Source organism: Acinetobacter sp. NS-4, from assembly GCF_037402435.1.
GTDB lineage: Bacteria > Pseudomonadota > Gammaproteobacteria > Pseudomonadales > Moraxellaceae > Acinetobacter.
Genome location: NZ_JBBEUE010000006.1, coordinates 97,955 through 117,769, shown reverse-complemented (window position 1 = coordinate 117,769; position 19,815 = coordinate 97,955). Strand labels below are relative to the sequence as shown.

The window sequence follows — 19,815 nt, the reverse complement described above, 5'->3', positions numbered from 1 at the left end:
GATTATTAAGGTTTAGGCTGTTTCATTAAACAGTTCACGGCCAATCAGCATGCGGCGGATTTCTGAAGTGCCGGCACCAATTTCATACAGTTTGGCATCACGCCATAAACGGCCGGCAGCAAACTCGTTGATATAACCGTTACCACCCAAAGTCTGAATGGTTTCACCGGCCATCCAGGTAGCTTTTTCAGCAGCATATAAAATGGCACTGGCCGCATCTTTACGCAGGCTACGGCGATGATCTGCCTTGTCACATTCAGCACCGACTGCATACACCAAGGCTTTACATGCCAGCCAGGTTGAATACATGTCGGCAATTTTGCCTTGCATCAGCTGGAATTCACCGAGTGCCTGACCAAACTGTTTACGGTCGTGAATATAAGGAATCACGGTATCCATACAGGCATCCATAATACCCAGTGGACCCGCACTTAGAACTGCGCGTTCATAGTCCAGGCCGCTCATCAGCACCTTGGTACCATTGCCGACACCACCGAGTACGTTTTCTTTTGGTACTTCAACATTGTCAAAAAACAGGGGATAGGTATTGGAACCACGCATGCCCAGTTTGTCCAAATGCGTGCCGTGACTGAAACCTGGCATATTTTTTTCCACCAGGAACGCGGTCATGCCTTTTGCGCCAGCCTGCAAATCCGTTTTGGCATACACCACCAATACATCAGCATCACCACCGTTGGTGATCCACATTTTTGCACCGTTCAGCAGGTAATGATCGCCTTTGTCTTCAGCTTTAAGCTTCATACTGACGACATCCGAGCCAGCATTTGGTTCTGACATCGCTAGCGCACCGACATATTCACCCGAGATCAGTTTTGGCAGATAACGCTGCTTTTGTTCTTCATTACCATTTCGATTAATTTGATTCACACATAGGTTAGAATGTGCGCCATAGGACAAACCAATGGATGCTGAAGCACGCGAAATCTCTTGCATGGCAATAATGTGTGCCAGATAACCGAAATTCGAACCGCCATACTCTTCACTCACAGTGAGGCCGAGCAGGCCCATCTCGCCAAATTTTTTCCAAAGGTGAGCAGGGAATTCATTGTCACGGTCAACCTGTTGGGCAATAGGGGCAATTTCCTTGGCGCAAAAAGCGGCCACTGAATCACGAAGCGCAATAAGAGTTTCATCCAAACCGAAATCCAAGCTTTGTAAATTCATTCTTCATCCATCCTGAGGTTATATTTGTTGTGTCCAAAAAAGCATTTTTGTTGTGCTTGTTTTTTAACATACAACGAAAAATTAAAAAAGTGAACCTATATTCACAAAATGATTTACAATTCATTTTATCTTGTTGAGAATAATTTTATGAGTTATAAAAGATCATCACTGATGCAGGAACGAATGGAACAAAATCGCTTGTCGATTTTACAGTCTGCTCGTGAACTGATTACTCAAGGGGGCTTTAAGGAGGCATCGATTCAGGCGATTGCAGAACGTTCAGGCGTTTCTACAGGGCTGGTCTATCGATATTTCGAAAACAAAAACCAGATTTTGATTGAGGTTTTATCAGCAGCGATTCAGCATGAAGTAGGAATTTTGAACCATATTGCCGGGTCAGATTTGTCGCCAAAACTGAAATTGCAAAAATCTGTTACAACTTTTGTGAAGCGTGCCATGAACAGCCCCCAATTGGCGTATTCACTGATGTTCGAGCCGGTCGATCCGGAAATGGAACATGAGCGTTTTCGCAGTAAACAGCTGATCAAACAAAGTATTAAGGAGATTCTGGCCGAAGGGAAGGTGAACGGAGAGTTCGAATTTGAAGATTTAAATACCGTAGCTTTGGGCGTGGTGGGTGCCATGACCTTTGTGGTGATTGAACCTTTGAATCCATCCCGTAATGTAATGTTTGATCAGAAGTATAAGGATCACTTTGTCACACAGATTGCCGATTTTTGTGTTAACGCAGTACGTCGACAGGAGGGAAATTCAGCAGCATAAGCACACAAAAACAGGCATATAGACAAGGTCGTCGTGGTCATAAAACAATTAGTAAAGTTGAAAATCAGAATTACAAAGAATCAAGGAGATCGATTCAATGACACAAGTACGGTTAAGCTATGCCTATGGAACAAGCAGTCAACCCTTATTGGGCATGACTATTGGTGAAAAATTTGATCAGGCATGCGAACAGTATGCACATTCTGATGCAATCGTCAGCTTGCATCAGAATGTGCGTCTAACCTATCAGCAGCTGCAACAGCAAGTGAATGCTTTTGCCTGCAGTTTGCAGAAACTGGGCCTGGAAAAAGGTGACCGTCTGGCCATCTGGTCGCCGAACTGTGTGGAATGGACCATTACCCAGTTTGCAGCGTTCAAGGCTGGTATTATTCTGGTGAACTTAAATCCAGCCTATAAAAGTAATGAGCTGGAATATGTCTTGAACAAGGTTTCCTGTAAGGGACTGGTGATTGCAGCGCAGTTCAAAACCACTGACTATCAGGAAATTCTGACCAAAATTGCCCCTGAGCTGAAGCAGGCTGAAAGTAAATTACTCAATGCAGAGCGTCTGCCGCATTTAAAGCATGTGATTAAAATTGATGACCAGCAGCATAATGGTATCCACCGTTTTCAAGACCTGCTGGTTGAGCCGAGCGCAAAAGCCGTGGAAAATTTACAGCAAGTTTCGAGTGAATTGCAGTTCGATGAAACCATTAATATCCAGTTTACTTCGGGGACTACAGGCAATCCGAAAGGCACCATGCTGACCCATAACAATATCCTGAATAATGGCTATTTTGTTGGTGAAGCGATTCATTTAGGGTCGGAAGACCGGGTCTGTATATCGGTACCGCTGTTCCACTGCTTTGGCATGGTGATGGGCAATCTGGCCTGTATCACGCATGGTTCAGCCATGATTTATCCTTCAGCCGTGTTTAACCCGCTTGAAACCTTAAAAGCCATCCAGCAAGAAAAATGTACTGCGGCCTATGGTGTGCCAACCATGTTTATTGCCATGCTGGAACATGAGCAATTTGACGAATTTAACCTGTCCAGCTTGCGTACCGGCATTATGGCGGGTAGTCCATGTCCACAGGAAATCATGCAGCGTGTGATTGAACGTATGCATATGTCTGAAATTACCATCTGTTATGGTATGACTGAAACTGCGCCAGTGAGTGCACAAAGCTCAACTGAAGACAGTGTCGAGCGACGTGTTAGTACCGTGGGTCGGGTTCATCCGCATCTGGAAGTTAAAATTGTCGATGAGAATGGCAAAGTGGTTCCACGTGGTCAATTGGGCGAACTCTGTGTGCGTGGTTATTCCGTGATGCTTGGTTATTGGGAAGATCAGGACAAAACTCAGGAAGTGATCGATGCTGCACGCTGGATGCATACTGGCGATATTGCACAAATGGACGATAATGGCTTTGTCAAAATCAAGGGGCGGATTAAAGATGTCGTGATTCGTGGCGGTGAAAACCTGTTCCCGAAAGAAATTGAAGATTTCCTTTATACCCATCCGGCAGTTTCAGATGTACAGGTGATTGGTGTGCCTGATCATCGTTATGGTGAAGAGCTTTGTGCCTGCATCATTCTGCATGAAAATGATCCATGTACCGAAGAAGCGATTCGTCAGTATTGCGCTGAGCATATTTCTCACAATAAAGTGCCACGCTATGTGCGTTTCTTTCATGAATTCCCGATGACGGCGTCAGGCAAAGCACAAAAATTTAAGTTACAGGAGTTGATGCGCCAAGAGCTGCAATTGCAGGATATCGCCTCATAAGTATTCATTTATTTTAATCATTATGCACTTGTCTTTAGTCTTAAAACTAGATACAAGTGCTTTTTTATGGCCGGCATTCCTTTTTTGCTCACTATTTACGAATTTTTAATCGATTTTGGGAACACGGCTATTCAATACTGCAAAAAAGAGAGCATTCGCTCAATCAGGCAAAAGCAGCTGATTTCCGTTATTTCTTATGAGTATTGCTAGCAGCTTTTATTGTGCAAATGTATAAGATCAGTGAGGCGGGATATTCAAACTGGAAAATATAACTAAAACTAATCTGGAAAATAAGTTAATCCACAAAATTAGAGCATTTTTTCTTATTTCGGTTTAGTTTCAGGAGAACAGTTATGATAGATAATCAAAATCGTGAAAAATTATGGGAATTGATTAAGGATGTACGATTCTCCATGATCAGTCACACCACTGAATCTGAGGAAATCCATGCACAACCGATGACCATGCTCAACTCTGAACAGATCAATGAAAGCCAAAATCTTTATTTTATCTTGAGAAATACCAATGATCTGGTCAATGCGATTGAGTCTGGCCGTAATCAGATTGGCCTATCCTTCGCCAAACCTTCTGATAGTATTTATGTTTCGATTAGTGCGCATGCACATATCAGTACAAACTCGGCGCTGATAGATGAACTTTGGAATTCATGGGCTGAAAACTGGTTTGAAGGAAGAGATGATCCGAGTGTACGAATTCTGGTTGCGGAAGCAGTCAGTGCCGAGTATTGGAACATTACAGACAATAAAATGACCCAACTGTTTAAAGTGATGAAAGGTAGTCTCACCGGTAAAACGGATGTGCCTCATGCAGAGCATAAAAAAATGAATCTATGAAATTTAAAAATCTACTGATGGATAAGAAGCAACTTAAAAATTTTAGCCCGCTAGCGAAAACTACCGGGCTTTTTCTCTTTATAGAACAGTCAAATTCATTGAATCATCATTCTACTTTTCAGGGGAAAATTAGTGAGGTTTACTCAATTCATAAAAATTAAAAAATTTACTTGTTTTTGAGAATAGCGAGAACCGTATGTATCAACAGAAGAACATTCATATTGGAAATAATTAACCCACTGAATCCTTGAATACTTTTTTAAATAATTATTATATCTTATAAAAAATAATGATGCATAGCAGCTTTAATGTGGATATTTATTCTAAATAATTAGAATAAGATTCTCAGGAAGAGGAGCTTTTCAAATTCCCTAAAAAAATTTCGTTATTATTTCAGGAAGATAATACTTCGAATAAAGAAAACAAGATATAAATTGCTGTTTTGTATTGATTTTTAATATTGGAACTTGAGTTTTTATTTATTTATTGCTCAACAATATAAGCTGATTACATTCCGGTATTAGTTACAAAATATTTTTTAGAATTTCTAAAAAATAGGATTGATTTGATGTTTTTTTGTGTATAATTTCGCCAAATTAAAACCCTTGTGAATTTATAGAAAATTTCTATAAGTGTGCAGGGGTTTTTCTATGGGAATCATCCTGAAAGGGATTGCCAAACAGCTTATTTATTGTGGTGGCACACACATATGTTTTTATCTAAAACAACACATCTGGATCATGCAACTCAGCACTCTGCACAGCGTCTATCCACCTTACTCAGTTTCTTTAGTTTAGGACTAAGTACAGCAGCGTGGGCACCGCTTATTCCTTTTGCACAGCAGCGACTTCACCTGAATCATGCCGATTTTGGTACTTTATTGTTGTGTATCGGTGCAGGTTCTATGCTGGCTATGCCTGCAACAGGTTTATTGATTCAGAAAGTGGGTTGTCGTGCCATTATTTCTGTAGCCGTTTTATTATTGCTCATGGTGTTACCTACCTTTGCCTTGACCAGCAGTATATTAATCATGGCGATTGCTTTGTTCCTGTTCGGCACTGCAGCCGGTAGCTTGGGCGTAGCTATTAACCTTCAAGCGGTTATGGTAGAAAAATACAGTGCTAAAAGCATGATGTCGCAGTTTCATGGCATGTGCAGTTTAGGTGGCCTAGCTGGAGTCATGACTGTTACTGCCTTACTTGCATCAGGTGTGAGCCCCTTGATGAGTGCTTTGGCAATTTGTCTTTTATTAGTGATTTTGAGCGTCATGGCTGTGCCTAACAGTTTATCGGTCATTGAAAAAGAACCAAAAACCGATACTACTGAAGTTGAAAACAAAGCTAAAAAATTCCCCAGTCCGTTAATCATTTTGATGGGTGTGGTTTGTTTTATTGCCTTTCTTTCAGAAGGTTCTGCTATGGACTGGAGCGGAATCTATTTAATCAGTGAGTATGGGGTAAAGCCTACCGTTGCTGGGCTGGCTTATACTTGCTTTGCAATCGCCATGACTTTGGGGCGTTTTGCGGGTCAGTATTTAATCAAGGCTTTGGGCGAAAAAAATATCATTATTTACGGTGCACTTTGTGCAGCGCTTGGACTGCTGATTGTAGTCGCAGCTCCCCATTGGACCGTGGTTTTATTAGGATATGCTTTACTGGGCTTGGGCTGTTCAAACATTGTTCCGGTGATGTTTTCATGTGTTGGCCGTCAAAATGTCATGTCTAAGGCAGCGGCATTGTCATGTGTTTCAACTATGGCTTATACCGGATCTTTATTGGGACCTGCATTGGTCGGGATCACCAGTGAAATGATGGGTTTAACCATGGTTTTCACCTTGATTGCAGCTTTATTGAGCATGATTGCTTTGCTCAATCATTTTACTCAAGTCAAAGCTTGTTAAGTTAATTTCTCTAGTTACTTTGCTAAAATTACACGGGCATATCCAAAAATGGATATGCCTGTTTTTTTAGTTAAAGAATATAAATAGATAATTATAAGTACTTAATAATTAACAATTTTATGATAGGTTTGTTTTGTGAGTGATGGAAGAATATTGAATTCTTCAGCTCCTTTCAGATCGGCTAAAAATGCATTACGCCAGTCATTGATATCAAAAAGTTTTAAGCCATTCATTAATTGTTGGTAACGCTCTAACCGTTCTGATTTTGCCATGGTTAAGGCCTTTTTCAGCGCCTGAAGCATACTGCTACAACTTTCAGGATCGACAATTAACGCTTCAGACATTTGCGCTGCTGCACCGGTATATTTTGAAAGAATTAGTACACCAGGATTTTCAGGATTTTGTGCCGCGATAAATTCTTTGGCCACCAGGTTCATCCCATCGCGTAATGAATTGACCCAGCAAATATTGGCCTGCCGGTAAATTTTCATTAATTGATCATGTGAAATGGTGTCATGGGTACAATTAATCGGCAACCAGTCATCTTGGGAAAATTCTTGATTAATCAAATCCACCTTGGATTGCAGATGCTCAAATAAATCTTTATACGCTGCGATCTCCATCCGGCAGGGACAGGCAATTTGTATGTCGGTCAGGTGTTTATGATATTCAGGATTGTTTTGTAAAAATGTTTCCAAGGCATTAAACCGTTCGATTAATCCTTTGGAATAATCAATGCGGTCGACACTGATAATGGTTTGTTGATCAGCCAAACCATCGAATTCAAATACCACAGAAGCATTTTCATCTTGTTGTTGCGCGACTTTTTGTATCAGTTCCGGGTTAACCCCAATGGGATAACATTTCACCGTCACCGGATGATGATTACAGTTCAACATTTGGCTATGAACGGGTTTTGTAGCCAGGTAATAACTACATACTTCCATACACTTCTTTTGGTCATGTTCAGTTTGCAAACCCACCACATCATACTGGCAAAGGTCTTGAATCAATGAATGTACAGTAGGAATTAAATTCCAGATTTTTATACCGGCAAAGGGAATATGCAAGAAGAAACCAATTCTATTCTTCATACCCATTTCACGACAGTAACGGGCCACGCTAAAAAAATGGTAATCATGCACCCAGATGATGTCATCGGGCTGAGCAATTTTCTTGAGTTGCTGGGCAAATAGGTGATTAACCTGTTGATAGGTCTTGTATTGCTGAGCCTGATATTCAATTAAATCTGCTCGATCATGCATGGCTGGCCATAAAGTATTATTTGCAAAGCCACAATAATAATTTTGGTATTGTTCCTCGGTTAAAGGGCAAGTAACGTATTCCACACCTTTATATTCGGTTTGATTAAAATATGGCTCTTGATGATTTTCAATTTTTTCACCATTCCAGCCTAACCAGACTCCGCCAATATCGGTAAGTGCATCTTGTAATGCCACAGCAAGACCGCCCGCCGTTACTTTATCGGGGTTGGGTAAACTTACACGATTTGATAATACGATTAATCTAGACATGCTTTTTCTCCATTTGATACTTGAGACAGTCCCAAAAAACGTGCTTTTAAAAATTGCGAAAATAGATTGAGAAAATTGGCGACATCAGAAACATTCTTCAGTCGATAGTGAGCGTGAGTTGATTCTGGGCCAACTTTTATACTGATACCGTTATAGTGATTGATGACTTTGAAGCCAGATTCATCGGTTCTGTCATCGCCAATAAAGATAGGCAAAACATCACTGAAATTTAAATGTTTTAATATTTTTTCAATGGCTTTGCCTTTATCGGCCTGTAACGGAAGCAGTTCAAATACAAACTTGCCTTCATTAATTTTTAGTCCCGAATACCTATGCTGCACATTTTCGGCAATTTGTCCGGCAATATCAGCCAATTTGGGACATTGCCGATAATGAAGGGCAACGGAATAGGTTTTATTTTCAATGAGTAGCTGCGGGTAAGGGCGGCAAAGTTGCTGGATCTCTTGCTGGATGAGTGATAAATCAAATTCTTCAGCTGCAGTATTAAGTTGCACCTCATGATTAATTTTAATTTCTAGACCGTGCGTTCCGGCAATGGGCATTTCAAGCGGGGCAATCAGTTGTTCAGCAATCTGTACGGAACGTCCTGTAACAAAGCTAACGGTAACATTAAAATTATTGATTTGCTGCAATGTTTTTAATGTGGTTTTAGGGATAAAACTGCGGGAGGGATCAGGATGAAACTCTGAGAGCGTGCCATCAATATCCAGAAATAAGCAAATTTTTTTATCTGCGTTTAAATAAGAAGTAATAAGTTGTAATAAATTTTTTGAATAATATCTTTCATCTGAATAATAGGAACTAGGGGTATACATTTTCAATGCTGCTCATTATGTGGTCAATAATTAATAACATTAAAAAATGAGTGAAGAATACAAATTATTATTTCAACTACATAAATTAAATAAAGTTTACATATTTTACTCTTATTTCAAATTCGAAACATTTTTACTTTGAATAACATGCTGTTATTCTAATAAAATTTAGAATGAAAGCATCGGTAAAGCTGTAAAATGTATGATATATCACATTTTTATGGTTTATTTACATTTTCTTTTTTCTCAATATCTCTGCAAAATTTATTTTTTAAATTCAATTCAATTCAAATTATATGTAATTTAAGTTAATGTTAAATATAATTAAATTAAAAGATTTTTTTAATAAAGAAAATATTAACAAAGTTACATTTTAGATAACCTGTGTTACATGAATATATATTGATCTGAGTTTAATGCAGTGCAATATTCGCTTGGCTAAATAATATATTGAATTACATATTTAATTATTCAATTAAATAAAATTTGACATTTTTTTAATCATTATTGTTGTTAAGATAATTATTTCAAAATATGAGTCTGAAACGTTAAATAATATTTAATAGGAGTTATTTTACTTAATCATCCTTATTACTGTATCTGAGATGGAAAAATATAGAGATATTCTACCTTTATATATTTAAAAGTTAAAAAAAATGGCAACTTTAGAAAAAATATTGTTATGGGATTTATCTTGTTTAATTTGTACTTGAGTTAACACTGAGTGTGAAGCCGACACTATGCCTGGTGATCAAGTAGAGTATTTCACCAAATGTCTAATAAAATATGTAGAAACAAAAGGATATGAGTATTTAATCGTTAAGACTCATATCAATATCATGCTGATTATCAATTAAGTTAAATTCACGTTCTGGGTGGTAGAAATTCCTGAAATTCAGTCATGGCGGGCATTTATAAAATATGTCTTTAAAGCGTTTCAGCACAATTTTTATAAAATCTAGACCAATCCTTATCTATATTTAAACAGGACCAAGAATATGAATACCAAAAATGAGTTATGTAGTTTGGAACAAATTTATAATTTTTTACTGATGCGTCCCTATTTCCATAATTATAGCCAGTTTGAGAAGTTAAAAGAATTTTTCTATGAAATCCATGAAATGGAGAGTAGTTTTTTGAAGTGAAAAATTTTTACCATTTTTTGGTACATTCAATGGTCGTGAAAAACTCATAGACTCTAGCCATTCACCTGATTTTCTTGATAAAAGTCGATTTTTACAATGGGTCATGCATCAGATAAACGAATGATTAGATAAACAGGTTTGCTAGCATATATGAACACCAGATTTATAAAAGGATAACAAAGATGAACAAACTTATATTGCTCGGCATGATTTCACTCATGGGATTACTGGGTTGCCAAACCAATCTAACAGATAGGAATAGCACCGATAGAAATGATTTGGTTTTGCTTTCTAAATCCTTAGGTAGCAAACAATGTTCAGAAACCAATGCGGATCTTCTGCTTCAAAGGCTTCAACAAGGATTAGAACAGCAGCAGATTAAAGTTTTTTCTGCTGAAATTGGCACGGACCAGATGGTACATATTGCCTTATGTGGAGCAGACGACGGGAAAATAGCGATCTTCACAGTGAAGCAGGATTCGGTTATTAAAGCTGAAAAAATGGGCTATAAGCAAAAAAGTGAAAATTAAAAAAATTGATTGCTGAAAAAAGCGACTTCATTCAGTCGCCTTTTTTGGGAGATCAATGAGTTATCAATTGAGTTTAATTGATCCTAATCCAGGTCTGACTGCGGCCTAAAGCCGAAACTCCAATATAACCACGACCATTTAAAATCTTACCATCCTCGGATAATTTGGCATTAAAACTATAAGTTTTACCATTTTTAGGGTCGGTAATTTTTCCTCCATCATAACTATTGTTACCGGCCTTTTTTAGTCCAGATACAATTTGTACACCTTGAAGTGGTTTATTATAAAATTTACCCTTGCACTTGGTACATTTTTCACCCTCAGTACCTTCTAATACATTAATAATTTTTGCAGAAAGCACACCCGGAGCGCTTTCTATAAATTGCACAATGGATAACGGTTTTTTGGTTTCATCATCTATGGTTTTCCACTTGCTGCCATGTAAGGGATCAGAGGCTAGGGCTAGGGTAGACACTAGCGATAGAGCCAAGAGACTGAGCATTGTTTTTATCATCGTTAGACCTCAACTGATTTGAGTAAACTTTTATTCTGGTTGAAGTCAGATGGCTTTTAACAGACCTGCGATATCTGACTTCAACAGCTACAAAATCCATAAAGCACCATGTTGAGCCCAAATGATGCTAAAAAATATTGTAATTATTGTGGATTTTTCATGGATTTATGTTCCAAATTATAAGTATTGGTACATTTTTTATCCTATTTCTCTACAGAGCTTTATTCAAGTATTCGAAAATATGTACAAAAAACTTCTTTCTACCCATCATAAAAACCGGCTGTTTATCATGGCGTTTCATAAAAACCATTTAAATTCAGCGCATTTTTCAATGAAATCTATTATTTCCGAAATTATGCTAGTTTAAAGTGAGAACCAAAAACCTATTCAGCTTTTAGAAATAAAGGTGCTTTCATAATGAATAAAAAAGTCATTATTGCTGGGGTTATCCTTGTTGTCATTGCGGCAGCCATGACCTATTGGATGCTTCATAAAAACAAAGACTCCAGTGCTGAACTCACCTTGTATGGCAATGTTGATATTCGTCAGGTATCACTTGCCTTTGAAGAAGTCGGACGTATTAAAGCATTAAATGTTCAGGAAGGAGATAAGGTCAAAACCGGGCAGATTGTGGCATTACTGGATACGCAAGCTTTGCAGATTCAGGCAAAACAGGCAGAAGCCCAATTAAAGGTTCAGCAACAAACTGTGATAGAGCAAGATGTCGGAACACGTCCTGAACAGATTACTCAAGCCAAAGCACAATTGGCATCGGCACAGGCGCAATTAGACAAAGCCCGTAAAGATCTCAGCAGATTTCAGGCCTTATACAGCAGTACCAATGGGCAGGCGATCAGTCAGCAAGAACTGGATTCTGCAAAAAGTAATGAAAATACGGCGATTGCGGCAGTAAATGAACGCCAGGCCAATCTGAAACTTTTACAAAAAGGGCCACGTCAGGAAGATCGTGCTGCCGCCAAAGCTGCCTATGAAGCCCTTCAATCCAATCTGGAGCTGATTCAATACAGAATTGCACAAAGCGAGTTACGTTCACCCACCAATGCAGTAGTACGTGCACGCCTGCAGGAAGTCGGCGATATGACCACACCGCAAAAAGCCGTCTATACCTTGGCTTTAACCGATCCGAAATGGATACGTGTGTATGTGAATGAAACCGATTTGGGTCAGATTAAAATGGGTTCAACCGCGCAAATTAGGGTGGATTCACAGCCGAATCATCCGCTATCCGGGAAAATTGGCTATATCTCTTCTGTGGCTGAATTTACCCCGAAATCGGTACAGACTGAAGAAATTCGGACCACCTTGGTCTACGAAGTCCGTATCTATGTTCAGGATATTGAAGACAAATTAAAAATGGGACAGCCCGTCACGGTCAAAATCCAGAAATCAGCCGTCCATGCAGAGAAAAATAAAGATGACTGATAGCATCATCAGTGCATGTGATCTCGTGCATGTCTTTGCATCGAAGAGTAAAGGCGTAGCAGATATTCGTGCTCTGGATGGACTGAATCTCAAAATTCAGGCTGGTGAACTGACGGCGCTGGTGGGGCCTGATGGTGCGGGAAAAACTACATTGATGCGGCTAATTGCGGGCTTATATCAACCGAGCGCTGGGCAGCTGAAAGTGTTGGGCATCGATGTGGCTCAAGATCCTCAATCCGTTCAGGACCGGATTAGCTATATGCCGCAACGCTTTGGTCTGTATGAAGATTTAAGCGTGCAAGAAAATCTGGATCTGTATGCAGACTTGCATGCTGTACCACAAGACATCAGGCAACAACGCTTTGAGCGGCTACTGGCCATTACCGATCTGACTCATTTTACCCAGCGGCCGGCGGGTAAACTTTCGGGTGGAATGAAACAAAAGCTGGGCTTGGCATGTGCCTTGGTGCGTACTCCGGAACTGCTGATTCTGGATGAACCCAGTGTCGGGGTCGATCCCTTATCACGCCGTGATTTATGGGGCGTAATTGAACAGCTGGTGTATGAAGAGCATTTAACGGTCATCATCAGTACCGCCTATATGGATGAAGCTGAGCGTTGTGACCATGTCTATATCATGTACGAAGGTAAAATTTTAAAACAGGGTAGTCCGCAACAGCTCTGTGAAGATGTGAGGGGGCTTAGCTGGGAGGTAAAACCGCCGCATGATATGAAAGCCCGGGTTTTGCAGGCACATTTACTCAGAAATACTGCATATATTACTGACGCCGTGCCCAAAGGAAATACGGTGCGCTTTATGACCACGCCGCAGCATGCAGTTTTACCAGCGACTGCACTTCCTGAAGGGGTGAGCGCACAAGCACGTGAGGCCGAACTGGAAGATGCTTTCATGTTGATCTTGCATCAAATCCAAAACCAGCAGGATCAAACAGCTATCGATCATGATGTACATCTGCCCAGTGATAATCCTGCTGTAAAGAGCGAACCTGATCAGTCCCCGGCCATTATGGTCAAAGATGTGGTGCGCAAGTTCGGGGATTTTACCGCAGTAGCCAGTACTTCCTTTCAGGTTCAGCGCGGTGAAATTTTTGGCTTACTGGGTCCTAATGGTGCAGGAAAGACCACAACTTTCCGGATGCTGTGCGGCTTATTGCCGGCCACCAGTGGAATGCTTGAAGTTGCAGGCATGAATTTGCGTAATTCGCGCGCTCAGGCACGTGCCCGGATTGGTTATGTCTCACAAAAATTTGCCCTGTACAGTAATTTAACCGTACTGGATAACCTGCAGTTTTTTGGTGGTGCCTACGGTTTAAGCGGCAATAAGCTTAAAACCCGCATTGATCAAGCCCTGACACAGTTTCATTTAAAGCCGCATGCAAAAAGTGGCGACTTGCCCGAAGGCCACAAAAAGCATTTAGCGATCGCAGCTGCCTTGCTGCATGAACCGGAAATTATCTTTCTGGATGAGCCCACCAGTGGCATAGACCCGATTGCACGGCGAGCTTTCTGGTCGATTATTGGTGAACTGGCTGACCAAGGCATCACCGTGATTATTACCACCCACTTTATGGAGGAAGCCGAATACTGTGACCGCATTGCAATTCAAGATGCCGGAGAATTACTGGCTTTAGGTTCACCGCAACAGGTGCGCCAATTTGCAGGTTCCGATATTTTAGACATGAACAGTGCCTTTATTGCTATTGTAGAAAAAGCACGTGCAGCGCAGAAAACTTAAAGGAGAACAGGATATGAAGCCATCTTTGTTTTTTGTTCGTCTGCGGGCCTTACTCAAAAAGGAAAGCAAACAGTTACTGCGTGACAAAAGCAGTCTGGCGATTGGCTTACTGCTGCCGATTATCTTGATTCTTTTATTTGGCTACGGCCTGTCCTTTGATTTGAGTCATGGCCGGGTGGGTGTCGTTATTGAACAATCCTCACCTCAAAGTAATCAGCTGATTGCAGGCTTAAATGGCTCCCAATACCTCAGCACCCAGCAATATACTAATTATCCCGAAGCGGAAAAAGCGATTCAAAATACTGAAATAGATGCCATCTTGCGTGTACCCACGACCTTTGCAAAAGATATTGCCCATGGTCAGGCAAAGTTGCAATTATTGCTGAATGGACGATCCACCAATATTGCTTCGTCTTTACAGGGCTATGTCAGCGGGGCAATCAATACTGCATTTGCCATTAATGCCGATCGGCAAAATATCGCTGGCTCAACCGCAATGGTCACGGTGGAACAACGCATGTGGTTTAACGAATCTGGCGATAGTAGCTGGTTTTTGGTTCCCGGGCTGATTGTGCTGATTCTGACTTTAATCGGTGCGTTTTTAACGGCCTTGCTGATTGCCCGTGAACGTGAGCGCGGGACTCTAGAAGCCTTATTTGTCACTCCTGTACGCCCGCTGGAAATGGTCATTGCCAAACTGGTTCCTTATTTCGTTATTGGCATGCTGGATATTGTGGTGTGTCTGCTCGCTTCACACTACTTATTTGAAGTTCCCATGCGTGGTTCTTTACTTGCCATTATGGGCGCATCATTGATGTACTTGCTGGTTTCATTGTTGCTGGGATTGGCCATTTCAGGTCTGGCACAAAGCCAGTTTCAGGCCAGTCAAATTGCGTTATTGGCCAGTTTTATGCCAGCGCTAATGTTGTCCGGTTTTGTCTTTGATATTCAAAACTTACCGGTATTGGTACAGATCATCAGCCAGATTTTACCTACGACCCACTTTATGTCACTGATTAAAACTTTATTTTTGGCAGGAGATGACTGGATGCTGTGGTTAAAAGAATGCGGAATCTTAATGCTGTATGTGGTGATCCTGACCACAGTGGCCTGTAAATCACTCAAAAAACAGCTGAGATAAGATCATGCTTACTCATCTAGTCGCCTGGTTAAACCACTTAAGCTGTCTGGTCAAAAAAGAATTTCTCAGCATTTTTAGCGACCCGGCCAACCGCATTATTCTGTTTGCACCGGCACTGATGCAAGCACTGATTTTTGGTTATGCGGCGAGTTATGATGTCAATCAGGTCAATTATGCGGTACTGAATCAGAGCAAAGGACAGGCTTCTACAGCATTGCTGTCTAAGCTTGATGGTTCCGGTATTTTTATCCGTACAGCCACCTTGGAAAATAATCAGCAAATTGAGCAGGTGATCAGTGACCGAACGGCCCTGGCTGTAATTTCCATTCCGCAAGATTTTGAAACTAAACTGAATCAGGGACAAAGCTCTGCCATTCAGCTGATTCTGGATGGGCGTAATTCTTCCACCGCTGCGGCTGCGGGGGCTTATATCAATGCGGTCGTAAATCAATTTAATCAGCAACAATTGGGTTCTGTCTCACCGGTTAATATTGAAACCAGAACCTGGTATAACCCGAATCAGCAGTCACGCTGGGGACTGATGCCTTCACTGATTGCTGCTTTAAGCATGATTCAAACCTTGTTGCTGTCGGCCTTATCGGTTGCACGTGAACGTGAACAGGGCACCTTTGACCAGCTGCTTGTCACGCCTTATACGCCGTTGCATATTATGATTGGCAAGGCTTTACCGCCGATTTTTGTCGGCATGATGCAATCCACCATTATTCTGCTGATTATATTGTTCTGGTTCCAGATTCCCATGAATGGTTCACTGGGATTATTGTATTTTGGCTTGGCGGTTTTCAATGTTGCCGTGGTGGGAATTGGCTTATCTATATCGGCGCTTTTAGTGAATATGCAACAAGCCATGCTGTTTACCTTCTTGCTGATTATGCCGCTGATGTTGCTATCTGGGCTGCTTACTCCCGTGCAAAACATGCCGCAATTTTTACAGATAGCGACCTATGTGAATCCTTTACGCTTCGCTATTGATCTGGTGCAACGCGTATATTTAGAAGGGGCACAATTTAGTCAGGTGAAAAGGGATTTTATTCCCATGCTAATGATGGGAGTAGTGAGCTTGCCTTTAGCGGCCTGGCTGTTTAGAAACCGTTTATAAAGGACAAATAAATAAATAAATTCTCTTTGTATCAGCATTTCTCATAAATCGGTGAGAAACACAGACAAAAGTTATCAATCAGGCAAAATCACTCTATAATACCGTCCATCTTTCTAGGGTCAGTCGTTCGGAACGCTGCACGAATGGCACTAGTCACACTATTGCTTAAGTCAATTTCTCATCCCTGATTCGGCTTATATTTTATTTTTTTGATTTTTATGTGTTGCACTGACACATAAGAATATTTAGGTGCCAGCATGGAAATTAAGGTCAATTATCTTGACAACCTTCGACAAGAAGCCAAGTTCGATGATTTCACGGTAATCGCCGATCAACCCATTCGCTACAAAGGCGACGGTTCAGCGCCGGGTCCATTCGACTACTTTCTCGCGTCCTCTGCATTATGTGCTGCCTACTTTGTAAAGGTGTACTGTGCAGCGCGTGATATCCCGACCGATAACATCCGTTTGTCGCAAAACAATATTGTAGACCCAGAAAACCGTTACAAGCAGATTTTTAAAATTCAGGTTGAGCTGCCAGCCGATATTTCCGAAAAAGACCGTCAAGGCATTTTGCGCTCAATTGATCGCTGTACGGTTAAGAAGGTGATCCAGACCGGTCCGGAATTTGTGATCGAAGAAGTAGAAAGCATTGATGCCGATGCACAAGCCTTGCTTATGCCGAGTTTGGCGACAGAAAGCAGTACCTATATTCCGGGTAAAGACCTGCCATTGGAACAAACCATCGCCAATATGTCCGGCATTATGGCGAACTTGGGTATGAAGATTGAAATCGCTTCATGGCGCAACATTGTACCGAATGTATGGTCTTTGCATATTCGTGATGCGCAATCTCCAATGTGTTTTACCAATGGTAAAGGTTCGACCAAAGAAAGTGCTTTGGCTTCTGCCCTGGGTGAGTTCATTGAACGCTTAAACTGTAACTTCTTCTATAACGACCAGTTCTGGGGTGAAGACATTGCCAATGCAGAATTTGTGCATTTCCCGGATGAAAAATGGTTCAAGCCGGGTCCGAATGGTGAATTGCCAAAAGAAATTCTGGATGAATACACCTTAGACATTTATAACCCTGAAGATGAACTGCTCGGCACACATTTGTATGATACTAACTCAGGCAATACTGAGCGCGGGATCTGTTCACTGCCATTTGTACGTCACTCTGATGGTGAAACGGTTTATTTTCCATCCAATCTGATTGAAAACCTGTATCTTTCTAATGGGATGAGTGCAGGGAATACCTTGGCGGAAGCACAAGTGCAGTGTTTATCTGAAATCTTTGAACGTGCCGTTAAACGTGAAATTTTAGAAGGTGAAATTGCACTTCCAGATCTACCTGAACAAGTCTTGGCGAAATATCCGGGTATTGTGGCAGGCATAAAAGGTCTGGAAGAACAAGGCTTTCCGGTACTGGTGAAAGATGCCTCTTTAGGCGGCAAGTATCCGGTTATGTGCGTGACCTTGATGAACCCACGTACCGGTGGTGTATTTGCCTCTTTCGGTGCGCATCCTAAACTGGAAGTGGCTTTAGAGCGTAGCCTCACTGAATTGTTGCAGGGTCGTAGTTTTGAAGGTTTAAATGATTTACCAAAACCTACTTTTAGCAGCAATGCTGTCACCGAGCCGAATAATTTTGTTGAACACTTTATCGATTCTAGCGGTGTCGTGTCATGGCGTTTCTTTAGTTCCAAGTCTGACTACCAGTTTGTGGAGTGGGACTTCACTAATGAAGGCAAAAACAGTAATGCCGAAGAAGCGGCAATGATGTTCGGTATTCTCGAAGAGATGGGCAAAGAAGTGTATATGGCAGTGTATGAGCATTTAGGTGCGACAGCCTGCCGTATTTTGGTTCCCGATTATTCGGAAATTTATCTGGTTGAAGATTTAATTTGGGATAACACCAACAAAGCCTTATTGTTTCGTGAAGATATCTTGAACTTGCATCGTCTAGATGAAGACCAGCTGGTGGCTCTGGTTGAACGTCTAGAAGAAGTGGAAGTGGATGATTACACCGATATCACCACTTTGATCGGGATCGAATTTGACGACAACACCGTTTGGGGTCAGCTCACTATTCTCGAGTTAAAGCTACTGATTTATATTGCCTTACAAGAGTTTGAAGAAGCCAAAGAACTGGTGGAAACCTTCCTTCAGTACAATACCAACACCGTTGAGCGTGGCTTGTTCTATCAGTGCATGAATGTGGTTCTGGAAGTAGAACTTGATGATGACATGGACCTGAATGATTATGAAGCCAATTTCCGCCGTATGTTTGGTGATGAACGTATGGATGCGGTGATCGGTTCTATGGAAGGCAGTATCCGTTTCTATGGTTTAACTGAAACCAGCATGCAACTGGAAGGCTTGGACCGTCATTTACGTCTGATTGACAGCTACAAAAAACTGCATATGGCACGTGGTAAAGCTTTATCAGAGTGAACTCATTGAGAATGACTCAAATTTTCCTCTAAGGTAAATCCAAGAATGGCTTAATCATGATGATTAAGCCGTTTTCTTTTTAAAAATTCGTGGTTTAAAATGAGAAGATTGAATAACGTTTATTCTTGAATTTTAAAATCTTATAAAGCTCGTAAAGATGTAATTTCATCTTCAATTAAAGAAATCACACTGTCATTCAGCGTTTGTGGTGTCGCGCCTGGATATATGGCAGTGATACTGATCTGAAGCGGTGCGACAGAGGGATAACGTGCAATCGGTAATTGAGGAATGCTCATTTGCCTGAAAGGTGGCTGAATTAATTTTAAATAAAGCTTGGCCTGCTTTAACTACAGAGCCTTAAGTAAATAATACTTTTTCAATAATCCCGCCCACTTAAGGACGAATTTCTGCAATTTTATAGGCTTGAACACGCGCCGGTAGGTTTTCACTGAAATTCACACTTTGCGGCTGTACTTTGAAAATACTCACTTGCGCCGCAGTGCTATCGCCGTTTGCTGCTAAGAGTCTTCTGAGTTATGACAAGCCGTCAAGCCCATACAGATGCACAGCAACAAGAGCAAAGGGGAGTACACTCGTTTATCCATGAGAAAAGCACCTACAATTATTATTCTGTTTGTTTAAATGTGGTGTTTAAATTATGCAGATTGTCTGGAGACAGCAAGAAGCACAGCAATTTTAATAGCATGCTTTGTTTTGGGAGGGAAAATTATTATGTATCCGTATTTTTCTCTCAACTAAAATAAAACTATCCTTGTGACTGAAGATGACTATGAGAATATTGGTGACATCTTTGAACAATCCTTAAAA

Annotated in this window: 14 protein-coding genes and 2 pseudogenes; 10 read left to right on the top strand and 6 right to left on the bottom strand. The window is 41.0% G+C overall.

All coding sequences use genetic code 11. The annotated features are described in order from the left end of the window. Positions 1 to 12: 12 nt before the first annotated feature. A complete protein-coding gene (locus WAE57_RS06915) occupies positions 13 to 1,185 on the bottom strand; it encodes an isovaleryl-CoA dehydrogenase (protein WP_337709512.1) in 1,173 nt (390 codons plus the stop codon). Between the two features lie 147 nt (positions 1,186 to 1,332). Between WAE57_RS06915 and WAE57_RS06910 the strand changes: the two genes are divergently transcribed. The 4 genes from WAE57_RS06910 (at position 1,333) to WAE57_RS06895 (ending at position 6,511) form a co-directional block, all read left to right on the top strand. Then, positions 1,333 to 1,968: a TetR/AcrR family transcriptional regulator gene (locus WAE57_RS06910; protein WP_086175649.1), complete on the top strand. Its 636-nt coding sequence runs from the start codon at positions 1,333 to 1,335 to the stop codon at positions 1,966 to 1,968. Positions 1,969 to 2,065: 97 nt separating this feature from the next. Continuing rightward, positions 2,066 to 3,757: an AMP-binding protein gene (locus WAE57_RS06905; RefSeq protein ID WP_337709510.1), complete on the top strand. Its 1,692-nt coding sequence runs from the start codon at positions 2,066 to 2,068 to the stop codon at positions 3,755 to 3,757. Positions 3,758 to 4,110: 353 nt separating this feature from the next. Beyond that, entirely contained in the window at positions 4,111 to 4,611 is a 501-nt protein-coding gene (locus WAE57_RS06900) for a pyridoxamine 5'-phosphate oxidase family protein (RefSeq protein WP_337709507.1), read from the top strand. Positions 4,612 to 5,320: 709 nt separating this feature from the next. After that, entirely contained in the window at positions 5,321 to 6,511 is a 1,191-nt protein-coding gene (locus WAE57_RS06895) for an MFS transporter (protein ID WP_337709505.1), read from the top strand. A gap of 101 nt (positions 6,512 to 6,612) precedes the next feature. On the opposite strand, the gene WAE57_RS06890 is transcribed toward WAE57_RS06895, so the two are convergent. Continuing rightward, entirely contained in the window at positions 6,613 to 8,046 is a 1,434-nt protein-coding gene (locus WAE57_RS06890) for a trehalose-6-phosphate synthase (RefSeq protein ID WP_337709503.1), read from the bottom strand. Then, the gene (gene otsB, locus WAE57_RS06885; protein WP_337709582.1) at positions 8,034 to 8,882 is read right to left on the bottom strand and encodes a trehalose-phosphatase; all 849 of its coding nucleotides are present in this window, start codon (positions 8,880 to 8,882) and stop codon (positions 8,034 to 8,036) included. The genes WAE57_RS06890 and otsB overlap by 13 nt, the downstream gene beginning before the upstream one ends. 1,327 nt (positions 8,883 to 10,209) lie before the next feature. On the opposite strand from otsB, the gene WAE57_RS06880 reads away from it, so the two are divergent. Beyond that, complete coding sequence (locus WAE57_RS06880) at positions 10,210 to 10,557, top strand: hypothetical protein (RefSeq protein WP_337709501.1); 348 nt, start codon at positions 10,210 to 10,212, stop codon at positions 10,555 to 10,557. A gap of 73 nt (positions 10,558 to 10,630) precedes the next feature. Here WAE57_RS06880 and WAE57_RS06875 read toward each other — a convergent pair whose 3' ends face one another. After that, entirely contained in the window at positions 10,631 to 11,071 is a 441-nt protein-coding gene (locus WAE57_RS06875) for a DUF2147 domain-containing protein (RefSeq protein WP_337709499.1), read from the bottom strand. A gap of 417 nt (positions 11,072 to 11,488) precedes the next feature. On the opposite strand from WAE57_RS06875, the gene WAE57_RS06870 reads away from it, so the two are divergent. From WAE57_RS06870 to WAE57_RS06850, 5 genes are all read left to right on the top strand, one after another. Further along, a complete protein-coding gene (locus WAE57_RS06870; protein ID WP_337709497.1) occupies positions 11,489 to 12,514 on the top strand; it encodes an HlyD family efflux transporter periplasmic adaptor subunit in 1,026 nt (341 codons plus the stop codon). Then, a complete protein-coding gene (locus WAE57_RS06865) occupies positions 12,507 to 14,270 on the top strand; it encodes an ATP-binding cassette domain-containing protein (RefSeq protein ID WP_337709494.1) in 1,764 nt (587 codons plus the stop codon). Before WAE57_RS06870 ends, WAE57_RS06865 begins: the two co-directional genes overlap by 8 nt. A gap of 13 nt (positions 14,271 to 14,283) precedes the next feature. Further along, complete coding sequence (locus tag WAE57_RS06860; RefSeq protein ID WP_337709493.1) at positions 14,284 to 15,411, top strand: ABC transporter permease; 1,128 nt, start codon at positions 14,284 to 14,286, stop codon at positions 15,409 to 15,411. A 4-nt stretch (positions 15,412 to 15,415) separates the two neighbouring features. Continuing rightward, positions 15,416 to 16,531 (top strand): ABC transporter permease, encoded by a 1,116-nt coding sequence (locus WAE57_RS06855; RefSeq protein ID WP_337709491.1) that lies wholly within the window; start codon positions 15,416 to 15,418, stop codon positions 16,529 to 16,531. Between the two features lie 257 nt (positions 16,532 to 16,788). Next, positions 16,789 to 18,987, top strand: coding sequence for an OsmC domain/YcaO domain-containing protein (locus WAE57_RS06850; RefSeq protein WP_337709490.1), 2,199 nt, complete (start codon positions 16,789 to 16,791; stop codon positions 18,985 to 18,987). Positions 18,988 to 19,130: 143 nt separating this feature from the next. Here WAE57_RS06850 and WAE57_RS06845 read toward each other — a convergent pair. Both WAE57_RS06845 and WAE57_RS06840 read right to left on the bottom strand, forming a co-directional pair. Then, a pseudogene (locus WAE57_RS06845) lies at positions 19,131 to 19,283 on the bottom strand (efflux RND transporter permease subunit); the annotation flags it as partial. Next, a pseudogene (locus WAE57_RS06840) lies at positions 19,273 to 19,482 on the bottom strand (biotin/lipoyl-binding protein); the annotation flags it as partial. The pseudogenes WAE57_RS06845 and WAE57_RS06840, both read right to left, overlap by 11 nt. Between the last annotated feature and the right edge of the window lie 333 nt (positions 19,483 to 19,815).